Source organism: Gelidibacter sediminis, assembly GCF_004364975.1.
GTDB lineage: Bacteria > Bacteroidota > Bacteroidia > Flavobacteriales > Flavobacteriaceae > Gelidibacter > Gelidibacter sediminis.
On sequence record NZ_SOBW01000007.1, the window covers coordinates 866,983 to 884,409 of the forward strand.

The window sequence follows — 17,427 nt, forward strand, 5'->3', positions numbered from 1 at the left end:
GCTTAATAGAAATAAAAAATGCTACCCACATAGGTAGCATTTTTTGTTTATAGTTTACAATTCAACTTAGAACTTATAAGTCAAACCAACTGTATAATACGTTTGTAAATCATTATCTACATTATCAAATGTAGGTTCTGTTTGCAATGGCACCGCGGTTGGATTGTATAGTCCATATGCATAATTTAGAGCTTCTTGTTTGTTGCTTCTTAAGGCAAAATCAAAACCAACACCTAAATTTTTCCAAAGTGTATAACTAAATGCGTTTGTCCAGGTCCAGTTAGATAAATCTGAATCTTCGTAGCTGTAGAAAGCAGATAAGTTAGATTTAAAATTAACAGCACCAATTTGTCTTGTATAATCTGCCACTACTTTAGCACCTAAAGACGAGTTAAAAACCGCATCATTGTCAGCAAATACAAAATTGTAGTTTAATGGGTGAATAACCACAACCAAATTATCAGTAGGCGTCCATGTAAAACCCACACCTAGGTCCAAATAGCCTGGATCGTTAAAATTATTCAATAATGTAGTTCTGTATTCTCCCAAAGCAGAGGCAGCCCATTTATCGCTTAATTTTCTACCGTACAACGAAGACACATTAAACACATCAGTAGACGGTCTGAAGCTATCATCATCATTTGGATTGTCTTTATCATCAAACTTAACCCAAGCCAGATTAACCGTTAAAGAGTTTCTCCAAAAATATGCGTCTTCCAATTTATTCGCAAAAGCATTAAAATTGACCCCAATATTACCAGTACTATTATTAGGTGTTCCTTGAGAATACCAATTGTTGAAACTAGAAAAACTACCACCAATAACTCCAAACGCCCCTTTTTTCCATCCTGGAAGTGCATCAATTTGAGCTTGGATTGCGTTGGCTTCAGCCTGTGCTGCATTAGCAAGGGCTTGTTTTTCTGTTTTTTGTGCTAGTAACTCTTCTTTGGTTTGCGCAAAACCAAATGACATGGTCAACATTAAGACGAAACTTAAAATTACTTTTGGATTCATAATTACGTGTTTTTGATTCAATTGATTCATTTTAAAAGCGTGCAAAGATACACTATTGTTACAATACCTCAGAAATTACTATTTTCTTTTATACAATGGTACAGATGAGCAAGCTTCTCCATACATGATGGACCGTGCAATTGGTTGTAGTTTTTTAGATAGCATTATATAGGCATTAGCCGGTACAGGTTTATTGGCACACCCTTTTATAATTAACGGTTGATCTACAAATGCTGAGGTATCCAAGTCCTTAATAATGTCCTGATAAATTGAGGTTTCCAATTGTTCTAAAGTACCAATAACGATTGTTTTGGCATGGGGTTGCAAATGCATGGTTAATAACATATAGGCCCACGCTGGCACGATAGCATCTGAAGTACAAGTTAAAGCTACGTAATGGTCTTGATACTGTGTCCAATCATGTTGTTTAACGTATGCTCTAAAATCTTTCTCACGCAACACCAACTCTTGAAACAGCCAATCTTTGATATCAAGAATAGTGCGCTGTCCTTTCGGATAATAATCTTCAAGGTCTACAACCACCAATTTACTATTGGCTACTCTATTGATAATTTCATTTTCCATACTGCAAATTTAAACTATTTATTAATGACATATTAAACAGAGAAATGTTTTGGAGGTTACAAGTAGCGCTTTCTTACCAAATGCGTACATTAATATAAATATGTGTTTAACCAAATTGAAGTGATGAATTTATAGACAATGACATTGATTTGTGGCTTTCCTAAGCCTACTGATTTATTGATAGCCTTCCGCCTGCAACTGAAATAATTGCGCATAAAGTGCATCATTTTCCATCAGTTGAAGATGCGTTCCAAGTTCCAAAACCTTGCCTTCTTCCAAAACCAAAATACGATCAGCTTGTCTTACGGTACTAAATCTATGGGAGATAATAATACTTGTTTTCCCTTTTGTCAGGCCTATAAAGCGTTTAAAAACATCGCTCTCAGCTTTAGCATCCAGCGCAGAGGTGGGCTCATCTAAAATCATCACTTCAGCATCCTTCATATAGGCTCTTGCCAATGCTACTTTTTGCCATTGTCCTCCCGAGAGCTCTTGGCCTTTGTAAAATCGTTTTCCAAGTTGTTGGTCATAGCCCTTTCTCAATTCTGAAATGACTTTGTCAGCCAAACTCAATTGGGCTGCATTTTCAATTTTCTCCTGATTATATAATTGGGAGATGTCTCCAATGGCGATATTCTCTCTAACCGTAAATTCATACTTGAAAAAATCTTGGAAAATCACTCCAAAAAACTCCTGATACGCATCACGTTTATATCGATTTATATTAATCCCATCCAACAAAATTTCTCCAGAAGTTGGTTCATAAAAGCGCAGCATCAATTTGGTCAGTGTTGTTTTTCCGGCGCCATTCTGACCTACAAAGGCCATTTTTTCTCCCACTGCAATCTTAAAGCTGACTCCCTTTAAAATTTCATGCTCAGAATCTGGATAGGAGAACCTGACGTTTCTAAATTCGAAACCTGTCTGTATCTTTTTAGGCAATGGTTGATCTTCAGTATGTTTTGGTTCGATAGAAATATCGATAAATTCGAAGTAGTCTTTCAAATATAGCGCACTTTCAGTGATTCTTGTAAATTTTGAGAAGAAGTCTTGAAGATTCCGGGTCAATCTATTAAAAGATCCTGACAGAAAAGTCAACTCCCCGAGGGTAATCACACCAGATATTACCCGGTAAATGATAAAAATATAGGCACCATAATAACTTATGGTACCCAAAACATTAAACACAAAACCTAGGGCCGAGCGTTTTATGGCCAATTTTTTATTCAAATCAAAATACTCTTCAGAAAGATTTTTAAACCGATCTACGATAAAATCAGTCAATCCAAAAAGTTTGATTTCCTTGGCCGTAACGTTATTGGCACCAATAAACCGTAGATAATCGAGTTCACGGCGTTCTGCCGTCCATCCTCTAGCTAAGGAATATTGCTGTTGACTAAACCAAATTTCGTTGATAAATGACGGAATGATACTAAGTACCAAAAGGATAATTAAATAGGGTTCAAAATAGATCAAACCAGCAATAAGTGTTGCAATAGAAATCAAACTCTGAACTTCTCCCAGTGCATTCGACAATAAACCTACACGACCTGCAGTCTGAATTCGGGCACGCTCCAATTTATCATAGAATTCAGAGTCCTCTAAGAGACTGATGTCTATTTGATTGGTTTTTTTGATGATAGTTACTGATGAATCTATGGAGTAGGCATCGCCTAATAGGCCATCTGTTAAAGCAATGGCTCGACTCATCAAATCAGAAAGTACAATTAGTCCAAATTCTAAGGCTACGAAAGTCCAAAGTTGGGTTAAGTCTGAGGTCTCAACTTTAGTTTGAAGGATAATCTCATCAATAATAAGTTTACCCACCCATAAAATAATGACAGGTAAAAGTGCACCGATAAGCCTACATAGCGCAGATAAAAGAAACAATCTTTTATTGGTTGCCCAAATTTCCTTGAAGAAACGCGGGATGAAGACCAAGGCACTAAAAGACTTTCTTAAACTTGTTTTGTCTTTATCTTTTAATGATTTAGGACTGGGTCTTGGCATTTTGAGGTTTCAAGGTTTAAACGGTGGCTGATAAATTTTTCAATTAGATTATTGGGCAACTAAGAACGTTTTTGAAACTCTCAATTGTGACCATCAATTATCATATCAAAAAAGTTGAAAGCTATCGACTAAATACTATCAACTGCAAACTGAATACTGCAGTCTGCAGATTAAACTAGACTAAAGCATCCCCAACTCCAAACGTGCTTCCTCGCTCATCAACTCTTGCGTCCATGGTGGATCAAAAGTAATTTCAACAATTGCCGACTTAACCTCGTTTAATGATTTTACCTTTTCCTCGACTTCCAGTGGCAACGTTTCAGCAACTGGACAATTTGGAGTGGTTAAGGTCATTAAGATTTTTACATCCATATCTTCATTGACATATACATCGTAAATTAAACCGAGCTCATAAATATCAACAGGAATTTCTGGGTCGTAAATTGTTTTTAATACTCTTACTATTTTTTCGCCTAAGGCGGTAACATCTATTGTATCACTCATTTTTTTAAAGTTTAGGAGTTAAGGAGTTTAAAAGTTTAGGGATGTAAAAACATTTAAAAATTAATGCGTCTTAACTCAATTTAATTGGGTTTGGTATGCAATAGCATACATTTTTAACTGTTTAATCATACTCACCAATCCGTTGGCACGTGTTGGCGACAAATGTTCTTTGAGGCCAATAGCATCAATAAAATCCGTATCGGCTGCAATAATATCTTTAGGTTCTTGATTAGAAAAAACGCGAATTAAAATAGCGATGATTCCCTTTGTGATAATAGCGTCACTATCCGCAGTAAACACAACTTTATCATCTTTCATTTCAGCATGGACCCAAACTTTACTTTGGCATCCTTTTATAATGTTGTCCTGCGTTTTGTATTGCTCATCAATTAACGGCAAAGTTTTACCAAGATCTATCATATATTGGTAACGCTCCTCCCAATCTTCAAACATTGAAAACTCATCAATTAGGTCTTCTTGTATGGCTTCTATAGTCATTCTAAAATTTTCTACAAAGTTACGATTTATCTATTGCTTTTCAGAGCTTTTCCTTGATGCTTAATAACTTATTTAATATTGTTTTAAGCTGCTCTGGAGGATTTCCATGATCAAATTCACTGCTCTGCACTTCGCCCTGATCAGTTTTAATGGTCAAGCTACCTATAGGTGCGCCATCCGAAAAGCGTTTTTCAGAAGGCGCTTTTAAATCTGGCAAAATATTTAGGTTTAGATTCCCAACTAGCACCAAGAGCTCTTCCCAATCTTGCTTTAAAATAGCGGTAGATTTTACATTCTTTTGATCGCGATTGTCAACAACATAGAGGTTATGTTGGTCTACCCATACTTTTTCGTATACCCCCCGAGACTGAATAACATAGGCTATACTCACTACTTTCTGATATAGTTCTGAATGTCCTGTATTAGTGACGTCTTTATTGATCGGGCCGCATTGATTTGATAACACCACCACTGCAAATATGCTCATTAAAAATTTCATAATTTTTGTTTTAAATCGGATTATACTTCAACCCTAATTTCGGGATTATTCGTGAAAATAAATGCAGCTCATCAACTTTTTATGCTGTCTATCCATGAGCCACAAGCTATCGCCACTTATCTTATAGTGATCTACGCGTTGTAGAGTATCTAAAAACAAATCTTCAACTGCCAAGGTAGGACACGTCATTTTTGTAGTTGTCAATGCCCTAGCTTTAAAATTGTCCGCATCAAATTTTATAGTTCCTGAAAATTTGTTGCAGCTCGTATTCCCAATAAAAGTATTGTTACTAATACGAAACACAGGATTACGGGCAAAGCCGGTGTAATCTAAAATACTGACCACCAACCAAAAACCCTCATCCAAAGTTAGCGGAGTTTTACTTTGTTCTAAAATTGCCACCAATTTGTAGGACGGTAAAGAGGTGTGCTCAGTGGTCTCTTTTGATACTTTTAATTTGTAATAGTATCCTTCTTCAAATTCAAACGCTTCAATAGAACCAGAGTAGTCGGTCCACTCTGCAGCTTCATTCAATTTAATCTGTAAACATTGCTGGGCAGGGTAATCATCACAGGCTTTTAATGAATTATTTATAAAAATAATTTGATCAGAAGATCTAAACTGACAAGAAATAAACCAAAAACCACTTAATAATAGTGTTAATAACGCTATTCGCACTTTCATAATTAAAACCTTTCAGCTCACAAAGGTCTTAATTTATGCTTAAGATAATAAGTTAATTAGCATATAATTTGAGTACAAAAAAATGCCTCATAAAGAGGCATTTTAATTTTTTTATCACTTTGTTATCAATTAGCCATTGCAGCTCTTGGACCTCCTGCAGTAAAAATGGTACGTAATCTTGCTTTTTGCCCCAGACTAAACATGCTCATACAAGCGTCATTTGTATAATCCATATAGTTCATTGTCATATCAGTAGACCTACAGTTAACTGTAGGGTAGGAAGGACATCCGTAGTTTGGTCCATCAGAAGATGGTGTATCAGCTACATAATCATCTTGTCTACATCTCCCGTCGCCCCAAATGTGACGTAGGTTTAGGTAATGTCCAACTTCATGAGTTGCTGTTCTACCTTTGTCAAATGGGGAAGCTACATAACCAGTAGTTCCAAAATACTGCGGACCTACAACTATACCATCAGTTGCTGCTGGACCACCAGGAAATTGAGCATAACCTAAAATGCCACCGCCAATATTACAAACCCAGATGTTCATATGTGTTTCTGGAGTAACAGGTGGGTATACACTTTTAACTTGATCATTGGTGCCCCATGATGTTTTAGAATTTGCATGTCTGAAGGTGTTTATCAGTGTAAACTGTACTTCAGTATCAGCTGCTAGTCCTGCAAATTCTGAAGGAATAGTGTTAATATCTGCATTGGTTTTTCTAAAATCCTGATTCAGCACTGCCATTTGAGAAGCAATTTGTTGATCAGATATATTCTCCTGAGAATTACTATATACCACATGTACATAAACAGGAATAGTAATTACGCCAAGATTATCTTCTGGTGGCGTTGGGTCTTCTCCACCACCACTGCCTGGTTTGCCTTTGCCTACTTGTTTAACTCTTGTTTGATATTCTACATCGTACATCTTTTTGTATAAGCCTGGCGTCTCATCCAACAATCTGTTCAAGTTTGCCATAGAAAAACAGTTTTTTAAAGTACCATCTGCAGAAGGTTTAGCCTCTCCAGTAGCGGTAATATCTGTATATAAGCTAAAATCACTCATATCAATATTTACTTGCTCTTGACTTATTGGCTCCTCATTTTTATCACAAGATGTGAATACTAGGGCCAATGCCGCCATTCCTAAGAAAATTTTTTTCATTTTATTTATTATTTAAGTTAAAGATTTCCCAATTTATGACTTTAAAGCAATTTGAACATGGATTTATTAAATTATTTTAATTTTTTTCGATGAAATACACAATTTATATTTTGATTTATTATCCTAAAAAAAGCACCCCTTGGGGTGCTTTTTTTAGGATATATAATTGTATTTTTTAGGGTTATCCAACTTTACGAAAGCATTAATTGAGCTTTTTTTGTAGCTGAAACCAACGCATCTATTTCTTCCTTTGTATTGTAAAAAGCAAATGATGCCCTTATGGTTCCTGGAATTTTAAAATAATCCATAATAGGCTGTGCACAATGATGACCAGTACGTACCGCAATGCCCATTTTATCTAGTAAGGTACCCACATCATAAGGATGAATGCCGTCTAAATTGAAAGAAATTACTGAAGTTTTTTCTTTTGCGGTTCCGTAAATTTTTAAGCCTTCTATTTTTAATAGCTCTGTGGTAGCATAGTCTAAAAGTTCATGCTCATAAGCAGCAATCTTATCAAATCCTATCGCATTCATATAATCTATAGCGGCTCCGAAAGCAATGCCTCCGCAGATATTTGGCGTCCCTGCTTCAAACTTATGTGGCAAATCAGCATAGGTGGTGTTCTGAAAAGTGACCTCAGCAATCATCTCACCGCCGCCTTGATAAGGCGGTAATTTTTTGAGCCATTCTTCTTTACCATACAACATCCCAACACCTGTTGGGCCACACATTTTATGGGCAGAGGCCACATAGAAATCGACATCCAAAGCTTGTACGTCAGGTCGTACATGTGGACACGCTTGTGCACCGTCAATCAATACTGCTGCTCCAACGGCATGTGCTTTTTCGATAATGACCTTAATAGGATTAATGGTTCCTAAGGCATTTGATATATGATTGACAAAAACTAGTTTCGTTTTTTCTGAAAGTATATCAGTATAGGATGACATGAGCAATTCACCTTCGTCATTCATAGGAATGATTTTTAAAATTGCGCCAGTACGCTCGCACAACATTTGCCAAGGCACAATATTGCTATGGTGCTCTAAAGCAGATACGATAATTTCATCGCCTTCATTTAATAACGCGGTAAAACCACTGGCCACTAAATTGATGCCGTGGGTTGTCCCAGAGGTCATTATAATTTCATGAGACGCCTTAGCATTAAAATGCTTTTGAATTTTAAGTCGCGCTTGCTCGTATAAATCTGTAGCTTCTTGACTTAAGGTATGTACACCTCTATGGATGTTTGCATTGTAATTGGTATAATAATCTACAATAACATCAATGACCTGCTGTGGGGTTTGTGAGGTGGCAGCATTATCAAAATACACTAAAGACTTCCCATTAACTTGTCTCTTAAGTATTGGGAAGTCTTTTCTTATAGTTTCTACGTTGAACATAGGTTATAATTTTTCATAGCCCAGATTGAGGCATTGTTGGAGCTCCTCGTAGAGAGCGACTGCCGAAAGCTGGAAATAGCTCCAAATAAAATTAATGGAATTTTAAATGAAGAGGTTTTTAAAGGTCAAATCCAATATGAACTCCTAATTTATTTGCGATAATCTTTGTGATACGCTGCTTAATTTCTGGAATTTTCACTGAACTCATCACATTATTACTAAAGGCAAACATCAATAAAGCTTTCGCTTCTTTTTCTGGAATACCTCTAGAGCGCATGTAAAACATAGCCGTTTCATCAAGTTGGCCAATCGTACATCCATGAGAACATTTCACATCATCTGCAAAAATTTCCAACTGTGGTTTGGTATTGATACTCGCTTTATCACTCAACAAAATGTTGTTGTTGGCCTGAAACGCATTGGTTTTTTGAGCTTCTTTATCTACAAGTACTTTTCCATTGAACACCCCAGTACTGCTGTCTCCATAAATACCTTTGTAGTCTTGATGGCTTTCGCAATTTGGTTCAATATGATGCACTAAAGTATTGTGATCTACATGTTGTTTGTTACCAATAATGGTAATTCCCTTCATTGTAGAATCGATACGTTCGCCGTTTTGATAAAAATTAAGATTATTACGTGTTAATTTTCCTCCGAAAGAGAAGGTATGTACTGACGCGAAACTCTCTTGTTTTTGGTTGACGAAAGTGCTATCTATTAACGACGCGTTTTCATTGTCATTTTGGATCTTGTAATAATCTACTATGGCACGCTTATTGGCGAAAATTTCAGTGACACTGTTAGTCAACACCGGATTGTCAGTCAAACTTTGATGACGCTCTATAATTTGAACGTGCGAATTTTCATCCACTACGATCAAATTGCGCGGTTGCATCAATAAAGCTGCTTCATTTCCAGTAGAAAAATGCACAATCTGGATTGGTTTGGCTACCAATTTATTCTTGGGAATGTGTATGTATGCCCCTTCTTGAGAAAAAGCCGTGTTTAAAGATGATAAGCTATCTTTTGTAGCCACTTTATTGAAATAATTTTCAATAATAAGTCTGTATTTAGGTTTTGTTAACGCAGAAGACATTAAGCACACATCAATTCCGTCATGCGTGGTTTCAGAAAGGTGCGACGAATATTTACCGTCAATAAATACAATCTTATAGGTGTCAATATCGTGGATAAAATATTTTTTGATCTCATTATAGTCAATGTGATTTTCACGTTTTGGGAACACGCTGTAATCATGCTTCAAAATACTATTGAGAGATGTGTATTTCCAAGCTTCATCACGTTTGGATGGAAACCCTTGGGATTCAAATTGCTTTATTGCTTCACTGCGCACATCATGTACAGGCAGATCGATATCTACTAGATTTTCGAATGCCATAAATGAGGCTATAAGTTTTTCTTTTAATTCCATTTTTTCAGTCTTCAGTTGGCAGTTTTCAGTCAGCAGTCACTGAAGACTGCATACTGTGGACTGCATACTTAAATTACGCGTTCACTTCTTCTTTAATCCAGTCGTAGCCTTTTTCTTCTAGCTCATGTGCCAATTCCTTCCCACCAGACTTCACGATACGTCCTTCAAACAATACGTGCACAAAATCAGGAACAATATGGTCTAATAAACGTTGGTAGTGGGTAATGACAATAACTGCATTATCCTTACTTTTCAATTTGTTGACCCCGTTGGCCACAATGCGTAAAGCGTCAATATCCAATCCGGAATCCGTTTCATCAAGGATGGCTAATTTTGGCTCCAACATGGCCATTTGGAAAATTTCATTACGCTTCTTTTCTCCACCTGAAAAACCTTCGTTTAAAGATCTGGATAAAAACTTACGGTCAATCTCTAACATTTCAGATTTTTCGCGGATCAATTTCAACATTTCATTAGCTGGCATATCAGGAAGACCGTTTGCTTTACGGGTTTCATTGATAGCTGTTTTCATGAAGTTTGTTACAGAAACTCCAGGGATTTCAACTGGATATTGAAAAGACAGGAAAATACCTTTGTGAGCACGCTCTTCTGGTGCCATCTCATCAATATTTACGTTTTCCAATAAGATTTCTCCTTCGGTTACTTCATATTCTTCCTTGCCCGCAATAACAGATGCCAAAGTACTTTTACCAGAACCATTTGGCCCCATAATGGCATGTACTTCGCCTGGTTTTACTTCTAAATTAATGCCTCTTAAGATGGCTTTATCTTCCACACTAGCGTGTAAATTGTTAATTTTCAACATAAGATTTAACTTTCAATTATTATCCCTTTGCATCGGGACCAAATCCTGAGGGTTTACTTTCAGAATCTGATTATTTTATTTTCTAAACTTGTACTACTATATAATGACAGCCTTGGCGTATTATCCAACTGAGCCTTCTAAACTGATCTCCAATAATTTTTGAGCTTCCACGGCAAATTCCATCGGAAGTTTATTTAATACTTCCTTACTAAAACCGTTAACAATTAACGCAATGGCCTTCTCAGTATCAATTCCACGCTGATTACAATAGAAAATTTGATCTTCGCCAATTTTACTGGTCGTTGCCTCGTGTTCTATAATAGCCGATTTGTTTTTAACTTCAATGTATGGGAAGGTATGCGCTCCACAATCATTGCCCATCAATAAACTATCACACTGCGAGAAGTTACGGGCATTATCCGCTCTTGAACTCACTTGAACCAATCCTCTATAAGAATTTTGAGATCTCCCTGCAGAAATACCTTTGGAAATAATGGTCGATTTGGTGTTCTTCCCTAAATGGATCATTTTCGTTCCGGTATCTGCCTGTTGGTGATTGTTAGTGACTGCAATAGAATAAAATTCGCCTACAGAATTATCACCTTTTAAGATACAGCTAGGATATTTCCATGTAATTGCTGAACCTGTTTCCACTTGAGTCCATGAAATTTTTGCGTTTTTCTCGCACAAGCCTCTTTTGGTTACGAAATTATACACACCACCTTTTCCTTCTGCATTTCCTGGGAACCAGTTTTGAACGGTAGAATATTTAATCTCCGCATCATCCATAGCAATCAATTCTACCACGGCAGCATGCAATTGGTTTTCGTCCCTACTTGGAGCCGTACACCCTTCCAGATAACTAACATAGCTCCCTTCATCAGCAATCACAAGGGTTCTTTCAAATTGCCCCGTATTGGCTTGGTTAATTCTGAAATAAGTTGATAATTCCATTGGGCAACGCACGCCTTTTGGAATGTAGCAGAAACTACCATCACTAAACACAGCTGAATTTAAGGCCGCATAGAAATTATCCTTCTGTGGCACTACAGTACCAATATATTTCTTGACCAATTCTGGGTGCTCTTTTATGGCTTCACTTATAGAGCAGAATATAATCCCTTTTTCATTCAAGGTTTTCTTGAAAGTGGTGGCTACTGAAACAGAGTCAATCACCACGTCCATGGCAACCCCTGCAAGCGCTTTTTGCTCATCAAGAGAAATTCCGAGTTTTTTGAAAGTTTCCAACAATTCTGGATCTACCTCATCCAAACTATCGTATTTGGGTTTTGTATTTGGGGCAGAATAGTAAGAGATAGCTTGAAAATCTGGTTTAACGTAGTTAACGTTTGCCCATTCTGGCTCAAGCATATCTTTCCAGGCACGGAATGCTTCCAAACGCCAGTCTGTCATCCATTGTGGTTCTTCTTTTTTCAATGAGATGGCACGTACCACATCTTCATCTAAACCAATTGGAAACGTATCTGACTCCATATCCGTGTAAAAACCATATTCGTATTCCTTGGTTTTTAATTCTTCTCTTAAGTCGTCTTCTGTGTATTTCGTCATGTCATTTTCATTAATTATTCAACTTCTTTCATTTTTGAAAGATTGGGATGTTTTTAAAGGGAGAATGATTCTCCACATCCACAGGTACGATTGGCATTGGGGTTGTTAAATACAAAACCCGCACCGTTCAAGCCTCCAGAATATTCTAGAGTTGTACCAATGAGGTATAAAAAACTTTTTTTGTCGACAATAATTCTCACGCCATTATCTTCAAAAACTTTATCCTCATGTTCTTGTGATTTGTCAAACTTTAAATCATAAGATAAACCCGAACAACCACCACTTTTTACACCAACGCGTATAAAGTCAGTTGACGAGTTAAAGCCATCTTCAGTCATCAATTCAATGACCTTCTTTTTAGCTGATTCAGATACTTTTATCATGCGTTATATAGATTATTTCTAAATAGACCACAAATATACAACTTAAGAAGTGTTTTACCATACAACCTTGCATTATATTAGCAAATGGCACCATAGGAAATTGCACATAGCGATTATCATAATTTTCTTATAAAAACTCGTGTTTTACTGGGCTTATTAATAAATTTGCAATTATGATAGAAGATAAAAACCAACAACGAACGTCTTTGGCTGACTTGGGTGAATTTGGCCTTATTGACCACTTGACCAAACACATAGAAATTACACAAAAATCTACCGTGAAAGGAATTGGTGATGATGCCGCTGTTTTAGATTTCAAATCGAAACAAGTTGTGGTCAGCACCGACCTATTGGTAGAGCACGTACATTTTGATTTGAGCTATATGCCGCTTAAGCATTTGGGCTATAAAGCAATTATGGTGAACTTATCTGATATCTATGCCATGAATGCTTCTGCCACGCAAGTAACGGTATCCATTGCCGTGTCTAACAGATTTCCATTAGAAGCTATTGAAGAGCTTTATACAGGTTTTGAAGCAGCAGCTAAATTGTATAATGTAGATATTGTTGGCGGGGACACTACGTCTTCAACTACCGGACTGATCATTTCAGTGACCGCCATAGGAGAAGTGAACCAAAAAGATGTCGTGTACAGAAACGGTGCAAAGCCAAATGATTTGCTTGTTGTAAGTGGCGACTTGGGAGCGGCCTACATGGGCTTTCAAGTATTGCAAAGAGAAAAGGAAGTGTTTAAGGTGAATCCGAATAACCAGCCTGATTTAGACCCGTATACATATATAGTTGAAAGACAATTAAAACCTGAAGCTCGTAAGGATATCGTGAAGTTGCTCAAGGATTTAAAAGTGAAACCAACATCTATGATTGATATTAGTGATGGGTTGTCGTCAGAAATTATTCATTTGTGCAAACAGAGCAATGTGGGTGCAGAGTTATATGAAAATAAAATTCCGTTAGACCCCCAAGTTATTTCCACGTGTGAGGAATTTAATGTGGATAGTACGACCATTGCACTAAATGGCGGAGAAGATTATGAATTGCTCATGACCATTTCTCAAGACGATTTTCCGAAAATTAAAGGCAACCCAAACCTTACGGTTATAGGGTATATTACGGAAAAGGAAAGAGGCATGCATTTAGTAACGCGTGGTGAAACCCTAGTGCCGATAATTGCTAAGGGATGGAACGCCCTGAAGGATCAGTAGACATTTTTTTTTAGTTTTCTGCGTTTATTGTAGAGCGATTTTAATGCTTCATTAATTTCACGCCTTTTGTCTGTCAATGGGATCAAGTCTCCTTGATCGCTGGTAGTGTATTGTTTACCACAATGCGAACAGGTGTACTCCTTAACGAACTTTGTAATTTCGTCTTTTATAATAAAATTGTGATTGAATAATCGGCAATATAAATTTTTCAAAACTCCATTTTTTATAACTTCCCACATAGTAATCAAAACGAAGTAAATTCGAAAAGATTATATGTTAAGATTGTACTAAAATGGTCAGCAGATTGTTTATTTACCAACTCTCTATCTTCAATATCCGCAACACACTTTAAATGCGCACATTACTATGCAATACTATTACAAAAAACACTTTTTGACCGGCTCAGTAAATGATAAAAAGAAACGGAATGTTTAACCTGGTCAAGATGTTAATACATGCTCACGAGTACGCTCTAATCTACGTACGTACATCGTTTCTAAAATGGAATTGACTTCCCGAAATTTTGGAGTTAGTTCGGTCAAATCGCCATCACTATTAGTTGTTAATTCTTTTTTGCAACACTTACATGTATATTCTTTAACATGTGAAGTAACGTTTTTAGAGACTTCATAATTATGACCAAATAGGTTACAATAAAGTTTCATTGGGGCCGGTGAACGTTTGGTTTTTTTCATGGTTGTCTGGTTAGAGAAGACTAACTTAAGATAAAAAAATCATATTTAACGTCAAATAACACTATTATTCGACAAACTGTAATAAATTGTAAGTTAATTCGTTATTATTTTCAATATGCGACATATGTCCGTCGGGAAAATCAATAATCTTAATTTTTAACTTCTCCAATTCCGTACGTACAATATGATATTCTAACACAGGGTCTTTTTGTCCTAATATTACCAAGTTTTGGGGATTCAATCGTTTCAACACCTCGCTACGGTCCTTTCTTACTTTCATACCTTCTAGCGCTGCTATTATACCTTGAATTGGCAATGCATTAGCAATCAGCTTTATAGTCTCAATTTCTCCGCCAAACCGTTCTCTTGTTGTTGGACTAAATAGATTTACTATAGACATGCTGATAAAATTTTTATGATTGTACTTAACTGCAGCTATCGCACGATCTCTATTTATTTGCCGCTCTGGGGAGTCGGCAAATGGAGAGGAATTCATCAAACACAATTTCCTTACCTTATCTGGATATTTATCGGCAAGCGCCAAGGCAACATAGCCACCCATAGAATGTCCTATAACCACAGATTTTTCAATGTGTAAATGCTCCATAACGAATTTCACAACGTTTGCCATCATCTCCATTGTATGAATGTACCCTAAACAACCCGTGCCTCCGTGACCCAGTAAATCTATGGTGATGACCTGATGGTTTTCGGCCAATTTCGGAATGAGGTTTTCCCACATTAATGAGGTTTCTAGAAAGCCATGAAGCAACACCACCGGTGTACCATGACCATAATCCTGATAAAAAACAGGGATGTCTTTGTATTCTAATATCATATTTAATCTATATTCGGCAAATATATGTTTTAGTCTTTAGTTAACCTTAAGGTGTTGGCTATCAAAATAAGATGATATATTATGAATAAGACCAAAGATGTTTTTATAACAGGGTTCGCATTGTTTTCAATGTTTTTTGGAGCCGGCAACTTAATATTGCCCCCATTTTTAGGGTTTAAAGCTGGAGAAACTTGGTTGATGGTTACCATCGGTTTTGTTATTACAGCAGTAATAATACCAATTCTAGGAATCGTAGCGCACGCCAAATTGCAAGGCACCATGTACGATTTTGGAAAAAAAGTCTCACCTGTTTTCAGTGTCATCTATTGTTTTACCGTGTATGGCATCTGCTTATTACTTCCTGGCCCGAGAACAGCTTCTGTAACACATGAAATGGCTATTGCACCTTTTTTCAATACGAGCAGCCTCTTAACCAGTACCATCTATTTTATTTTGGTGTTTATTTTTGTGATGAATCGCTCGCAAGTATTAGACTTATTGGGCAAATACCTGACACCTATTATTATAATCATATTGTTGGCCATTATCGGGATTGCTGTGTTTTCGGCGCCGGGCGTAGTCCAACCCACACATTTTAACACACCATTGGTTGATGGTATTTTAGAAGGTTATCAAACCTTTGACGCTATTGCTGCAATGGTTGTTGGCGCGGTGTTGATCATCTCCATAAATTTAAAAAATTCCAGTCCCACTGCAGATAAACAAAGACTCATTTTTAAAGCGGGATTAGTGGCAGGTGTCGGACTATTCATTATTTATACAGGACTTGTATTAATTGGATCGTTACACAATTCAGAATTCCCAGAAGATGTGTCGAGATCAGCGTTACTACTAGGTTTAGGAACGAAAACCTTAGGAACAGCTGGCACTAGCTTGCTAAGTATTTTAATTGCTTTGGCGTGTTTTACCACCGCCGTGGGAATTGTAACTGGTACTGCCGATTATTTAAAGGGTTTATTTCATAATTCCAAAACCGTATATACCATTACTGCAATTATTGGAAGTGTATTGGGCATTGTTATTGGTCAATTTGATGTAAAATTCATCATAGATGTGGCCATTCCGGCCTTGATGTTTATCTATCCAATTACCATTATATTAATACTATTAAATGTAATCCCTGAAAATTGGGCTTCAGTGTTGGTTTTTAGAGGCACGGTAATTACGGCCTTTATCTTTAGCATTCCTGATTTCTTGAAGATTCTGATGCCCTCAGAGGGTTTAAATGCGATTATTGATACCATTCCTTTAGGTCACTATAATTTAGGATGGATTTTCCCATCACTAATCACATTCGTCCTGCTCAATCTGTATACTCGTTTTAATCCTTCAACCGCTTCATAACAGAAAAGGCTCTGTCCACGACGTCATCTTCTACTAAAATTGTAAATTCATTGGTGGTGGATACTACTTCGTAGAGTGCAATGCCTTCCCAAGCCAAGCGTTTGAATATTTGATAATAGAGTCCGGTAACCTTACTATTATCTGAAGGCAAACTGATGGTAATTGCTGATAGATCGGCCTTCTCTCCTAATAAAAGCTCAAATTGAAAACTTTTAAGGACATTATGTTTTTGGGAGGATGATATAATGATGTTGCTTTCGTAAATACCACGTGTAAATGCATAAAACACATTGGAAAGCCCGTCCATATCTCGCATTATTTTTGAATGGCTATGGATTAAGGTTTTTGAATTTTGAAACGTAAAATCGGTAAGATTTGACCGTACGGTAATATCTCCCAAATGCTGAATAACCCGCTTAAGCTTTAATGAACTTCCTAAATCAACCGGAGCTTGATAACGTCTCAGTGCCATCATAATGGCACCAGATTTCACAGGTTTTCTGAGCATCTCTCCAATTGGCGCTACCAACTCTTCCGCTAAAGCCGAATAATTAATAATTCCTCTGGACAACGCCTCTTCCAAAAAAGGCTGGGCAATTAAAATTTCTTGCACACACGCCGCAATAGTTCTCATTTGTTAATTATATAACATTTTGTGTAAAATTAGTCAAAATTTTTAATTCTTATTGCCTAGAGGCGTATTACCTCTACCTTCGTGCGCTTAATA

At 36.8% G+C, this 17,427-nt stretch carries 18 protein-coding genes; 2 read left to right on the forward strand and 16 right to left on the reverse strand.

The genetic code is table 11. The features are described 5' to 3' along the window. Positions 1-66 precede the first annotated feature (66 nt). The 13 genes from BXY82_RS03640 to BXY82_RS03700 form a co-directional block, all read right to left on the reverse strand. Positions 67-1,014, reverse strand: coding sequence for a DUF3078 domain-containing protein (locus BXY82_RS03640; protein ID WP_133756810.1), 948 nt, complete (start codon positions 1,012-1,014; stop codon positions 67-69). A 78-nt stretch (positions 1,015-1,092) separates the two neighbouring features. Further along, a complete protein-coding gene (locus BXY82_RS03645; protein ID WP_133756811.1) occupies positions 1,093-1,599 on the reverse strand; it encodes a DUF2480 family protein in 507 nt (168 codons plus the stop codon). 174 nt (positions 1,600-1,773) lie between these two features. Next, positions 1,774-3,609 carry an ABC transporter ATP-binding protein gene (locus tag BXY82_RS03650; protein WP_133756812.1) on the reverse strand — a complete coding sequence of 612 codons (1,836 nt, stop codon included), beginning with the start codon at positions 3,607-3,609 and terminating at the stop codon, positions 1,774-1,776. Positions 3,610-3,789: 180 nt separating this feature from the next. Further along, positions 3,790-4,113, reverse strand: coding sequence for an iron-sulfur cluster assembly protein (locus tag BXY82_RS03655; protein ID WP_133756813.1), 324 nt, complete (start codon positions 4,111-4,113; stop codon positions 3,790-3,792). Positions 4,114-4,188: 75 nt separating this feature from the next. Beyond that, positions 4,189-4,611 carry a SufE family protein gene (locus BXY82_RS03660; protein WP_133756814.1) on the reverse strand — a complete coding sequence of 141 codons (423 nt, stop codon included), beginning with the start codon at positions 4,609-4,611 and terminating at the stop codon, positions 4,189-4,191. Between the two features lie 40 nt (positions 4,612-4,651). Next, the gene (locus tag BXY82_RS03665) at positions 4,652-5,110 is read right to left on the reverse strand and encodes a hypothetical protein (protein ID WP_133756815.1); all 459 of its coding nucleotides are present in this window, start codon (positions 5,108-5,110) and stop codon (positions 4,652-4,654) included. 45 nt (positions 5,111-5,155) lie between these two features. Then, positions 5,156-5,794: an META domain-containing protein gene (locus BXY82_RS03670; protein WP_133756816.1), complete on the reverse strand. Its 639-nt coding sequence runs from the start codon at positions 5,792-5,794 to the stop codon at positions 5,156-5,158. 125 nt (positions 5,795-5,919) lie between these two features. Beyond that, positions 5,920-6,963, reverse strand: a complete 1,044-nt coding sequence (locus tag BXY82_RS03675; RefSeq protein WP_133756817.1) for a zinc metalloprotease — start codon at positions 6,961-6,963, stop codon at positions 5,920-5,922. Positions 6,964-7,154: 191 nt separating this feature from the next. Continuing rightward, positions 7,155-8,369, reverse strand: coding sequence for an aminotransferase class V-fold PLP-dependent enzyme (locus tag BXY82_RS03680; protein ID WP_133756818.1), 1,215 nt, complete (start codon positions 8,367-8,369; stop codon positions 7,155-7,157). 118 nt (positions 8,370-8,487) lie between these two features. After that, positions 8,488-9,801: a Fe-S cluster assembly protein SufD gene (gene sufD / locus BXY82_RS03685; RefSeq protein WP_133756819.1), complete on the reverse strand. Its 1,314-nt coding sequence runs from the start codon at positions 9,799-9,801 to the stop codon at positions 8,488-8,490. Positions 9,802-9,874: 73 nt separating this feature from the next. Further along, complete coding sequence (gene sufC / locus BXY82_RS03690; RefSeq protein WP_133756820.1) at positions 9,875-10,627, reverse strand: Fe-S cluster assembly ATPase SufC; 753 nt, start codon at positions 10,625-10,627, stop codon at positions 9,875-9,877. A gap of 120 nt (positions 10,628-10,747) precedes the next feature. Next, on the reverse strand, positions 10,748-12,196 hold the full coding sequence (gene sufB, locus BXY82_RS03695) for a Fe-S cluster assembly protein SufB (RefSeq protein ID WP_133756821.1): 1,449 nt from the start codon (positions 12,194-12,196) through the stop codon (positions 10,748-10,750). Positions 12,197-12,249: 53 nt separating this feature from the next. Then, positions 12,250-12,579 (reverse strand): HesB/IscA family protein, encoded by a 330-nt coding sequence (locus BXY82_RS03700; protein WP_133756822.1) that lies wholly within the window; start codon positions 12,577-12,579, stop codon positions 12,250-12,252. A 173-nt stretch (positions 12,580-12,752) separates the two neighbouring features. Here BXY82_RS03700 and thiL point away from each other — a divergent pair, with 173 nt between their 5' ends. Continuing rightward, positions 12,753-13,802, forward strand: coding sequence for a thiamine-phosphate kinase (thiL, locus tag BXY82_RS03705; RefSeq protein ID WP_133756823.1), 1,050 nt, complete (start codon positions 12,753-12,755; stop codon positions 13,800-13,802). Between the two features lie 440 nt (positions 13,803-14,242). On the opposite strand, the gene BXY82_RS03710 is transcribed toward thiL, so the two are convergent. Both BXY82_RS03710 and BXY82_RS03715 read right to left on the reverse strand, forming a co-directional pair. Next, on the reverse strand, positions 14,243-14,467 hold the full coding sequence (locus tag BXY82_RS03710) for a DUF1660 family phage protein (protein WP_133756824.1): 225 nt from the start codon (positions 14,465-14,467) through the stop codon (positions 14,243-14,245). Between the two features lie 94 nt (positions 14,468-14,561). After that, entirely contained in the window at positions 14,562-15,335 is a 774-nt protein-coding gene (locus tag BXY82_RS03715; protein WP_133756825.1) for an alpha/beta fold hydrolase, read from the reverse strand. Between the two features lie 81 nt (positions 15,336-15,416). Between BXY82_RS03715 and brnQ the strand changes: the two genes are divergently transcribed. Further along, on the forward strand, positions 15,417-16,700 hold the full coding sequence (gene brnQ / locus BXY82_RS03720) for a branched-chain amino acid transport system II carrier protein (protein ID WP_133756826.1): 1,284 nt from the start codon (positions 15,417-15,419) through the stop codon (positions 16,698-16,700). Here brnQ and BXY82_RS03725 read toward each other — a convergent pair. Next, entirely contained in the window at positions 16,678-17,334 is a 657-nt protein-coding gene (locus BXY82_RS03725) for a hypothetical protein (RefSeq protein ID WP_133756827.1), read from the reverse strand. The genes brnQ and BXY82_RS03725 overlap by 23 nt on opposite strands. Positions 17,335-17,427: the final 93 nt, after the last annotated feature.

Bases quoted from the DNA above. Each gene is read 5' to 3' on its own strand.
- BXY82_RS03640 (WP_133756810.1), bottom strand. From the start codon at position 1,014: ATGAATCCAAAAGTAATTTTAAGTTTCGTCTTAATGTTGACCATGTCA.
- BXY82_RS03645 (WP_133756811.1), bottom strand. From the start codon at position 1,599: ATGGAAAATGAAATTATCAATAGAGTAGCCAATAGTAAATTGGTGGTT.
- BXY82_RS03650 (WP_133756812.1), bottom strand. From the start codon at position 3,609: ATGCCAAGACCCAGTCCTAAATCATTAAAAGATAAAGACAAAACAAGT.
- BXY82_RS03655 (WP_133756813.1), bottom strand. From the start codon at position 4,113: ATGAGTGATACAATAGATGTTACCGCCTTAGGCGAAAAAATAGTAAGA.
- BXY82_RS03660 (WP_133756814.1), bottom strand. From the start codon at position 4,611: ATGACTATAGAAGCCATACAAGAAGACCTAATTGATGAGTTTTCAATG.
- BXY82_RS03665 (WP_133756815.1), bottom strand. From the start codon at position 5,110: ATGAAATTTTTAATGAGCATATTTGCAGTGGTGGTGTTATCAAATCAA.
- BXY82_RS03670 (WP_133756816.1), bottom strand. From the start codon at position 5,794: ATGAAAGTGCGAATAGCGTTATTAACACTATTATTAAGTGGTTTTTGG.
- BXY82_RS03675 (WP_133756817.1), bottom strand. From the start codon at position 6,963: ATGAAAAAAATTTTCTTAGGAATGGCGGCATTGGCCCTAGTATTCACA.
- BXY82_RS03680 (WP_133756818.1), bottom strand. From the start codon at position 8,369: ATGTTCAACGTAGAAACTATAAGAAAAGACTTCCCAATACTTAAGAGA.
- sufD (WP_133756819.1), bottom strand. From the start codon at position 9,801: ATGGAATTAAAAGAAAAACTTATAGCCTCATTTATGGCATTCGAAAAT.
- sufC (WP_133756820.1), bottom strand. From the start codon at position 10,627: ATGTTGAAAATTAACAATTTACACGCTAGTGTGGAAGATAAAGCCATC.
- sufB (WP_133756821.1), bottom strand. From the start codon at position 12,196: ATGACGAAATACACAGAAGACGACTTAAGAGAAGAATTAAAAACCAAG.
- BXY82_RS03700 (WP_133756822.1), bottom strand. From the start codon at position 12,579: ATGATAAAAGTATCTGAATCAGCTAAAAAGAAGGTCATTGAATTGATG.
- thiL (WP_133756823.1), top strand. From the start codon at position 12,753: ATGATAGAAGATAAAAACCAACAACGAACGTCTTTGGCTGACTTGGGT.
- BXY82_RS03710 (WP_133756824.1), bottom strand. From the start codon at position 14,467: ATGAAACTTTATTGTAACCTATTTGGTCATAATTATGAAGTCTCTAAA.
- BXY82_RS03715 (WP_133756825.1), bottom strand. From the start codon at position 15,335: ATGATATTAGAATACAAAGACATCCCTGTTTTTTATCAGGATTATGGT.
- brnQ (WP_133756826.1), top strand. From the start codon at position 15,417: ATGAATAAGACCAAAGATGTTTTTATAACAGGGTTCGCATTGTTTTCA.
- BXY82_RS03725 (WP_133756827.1), bottom strand. From the start codon at position 17,334: ATGAGAACTATTGCGGCGTGTGTGCAAGAAATTTTAATTGCCCAGCCT.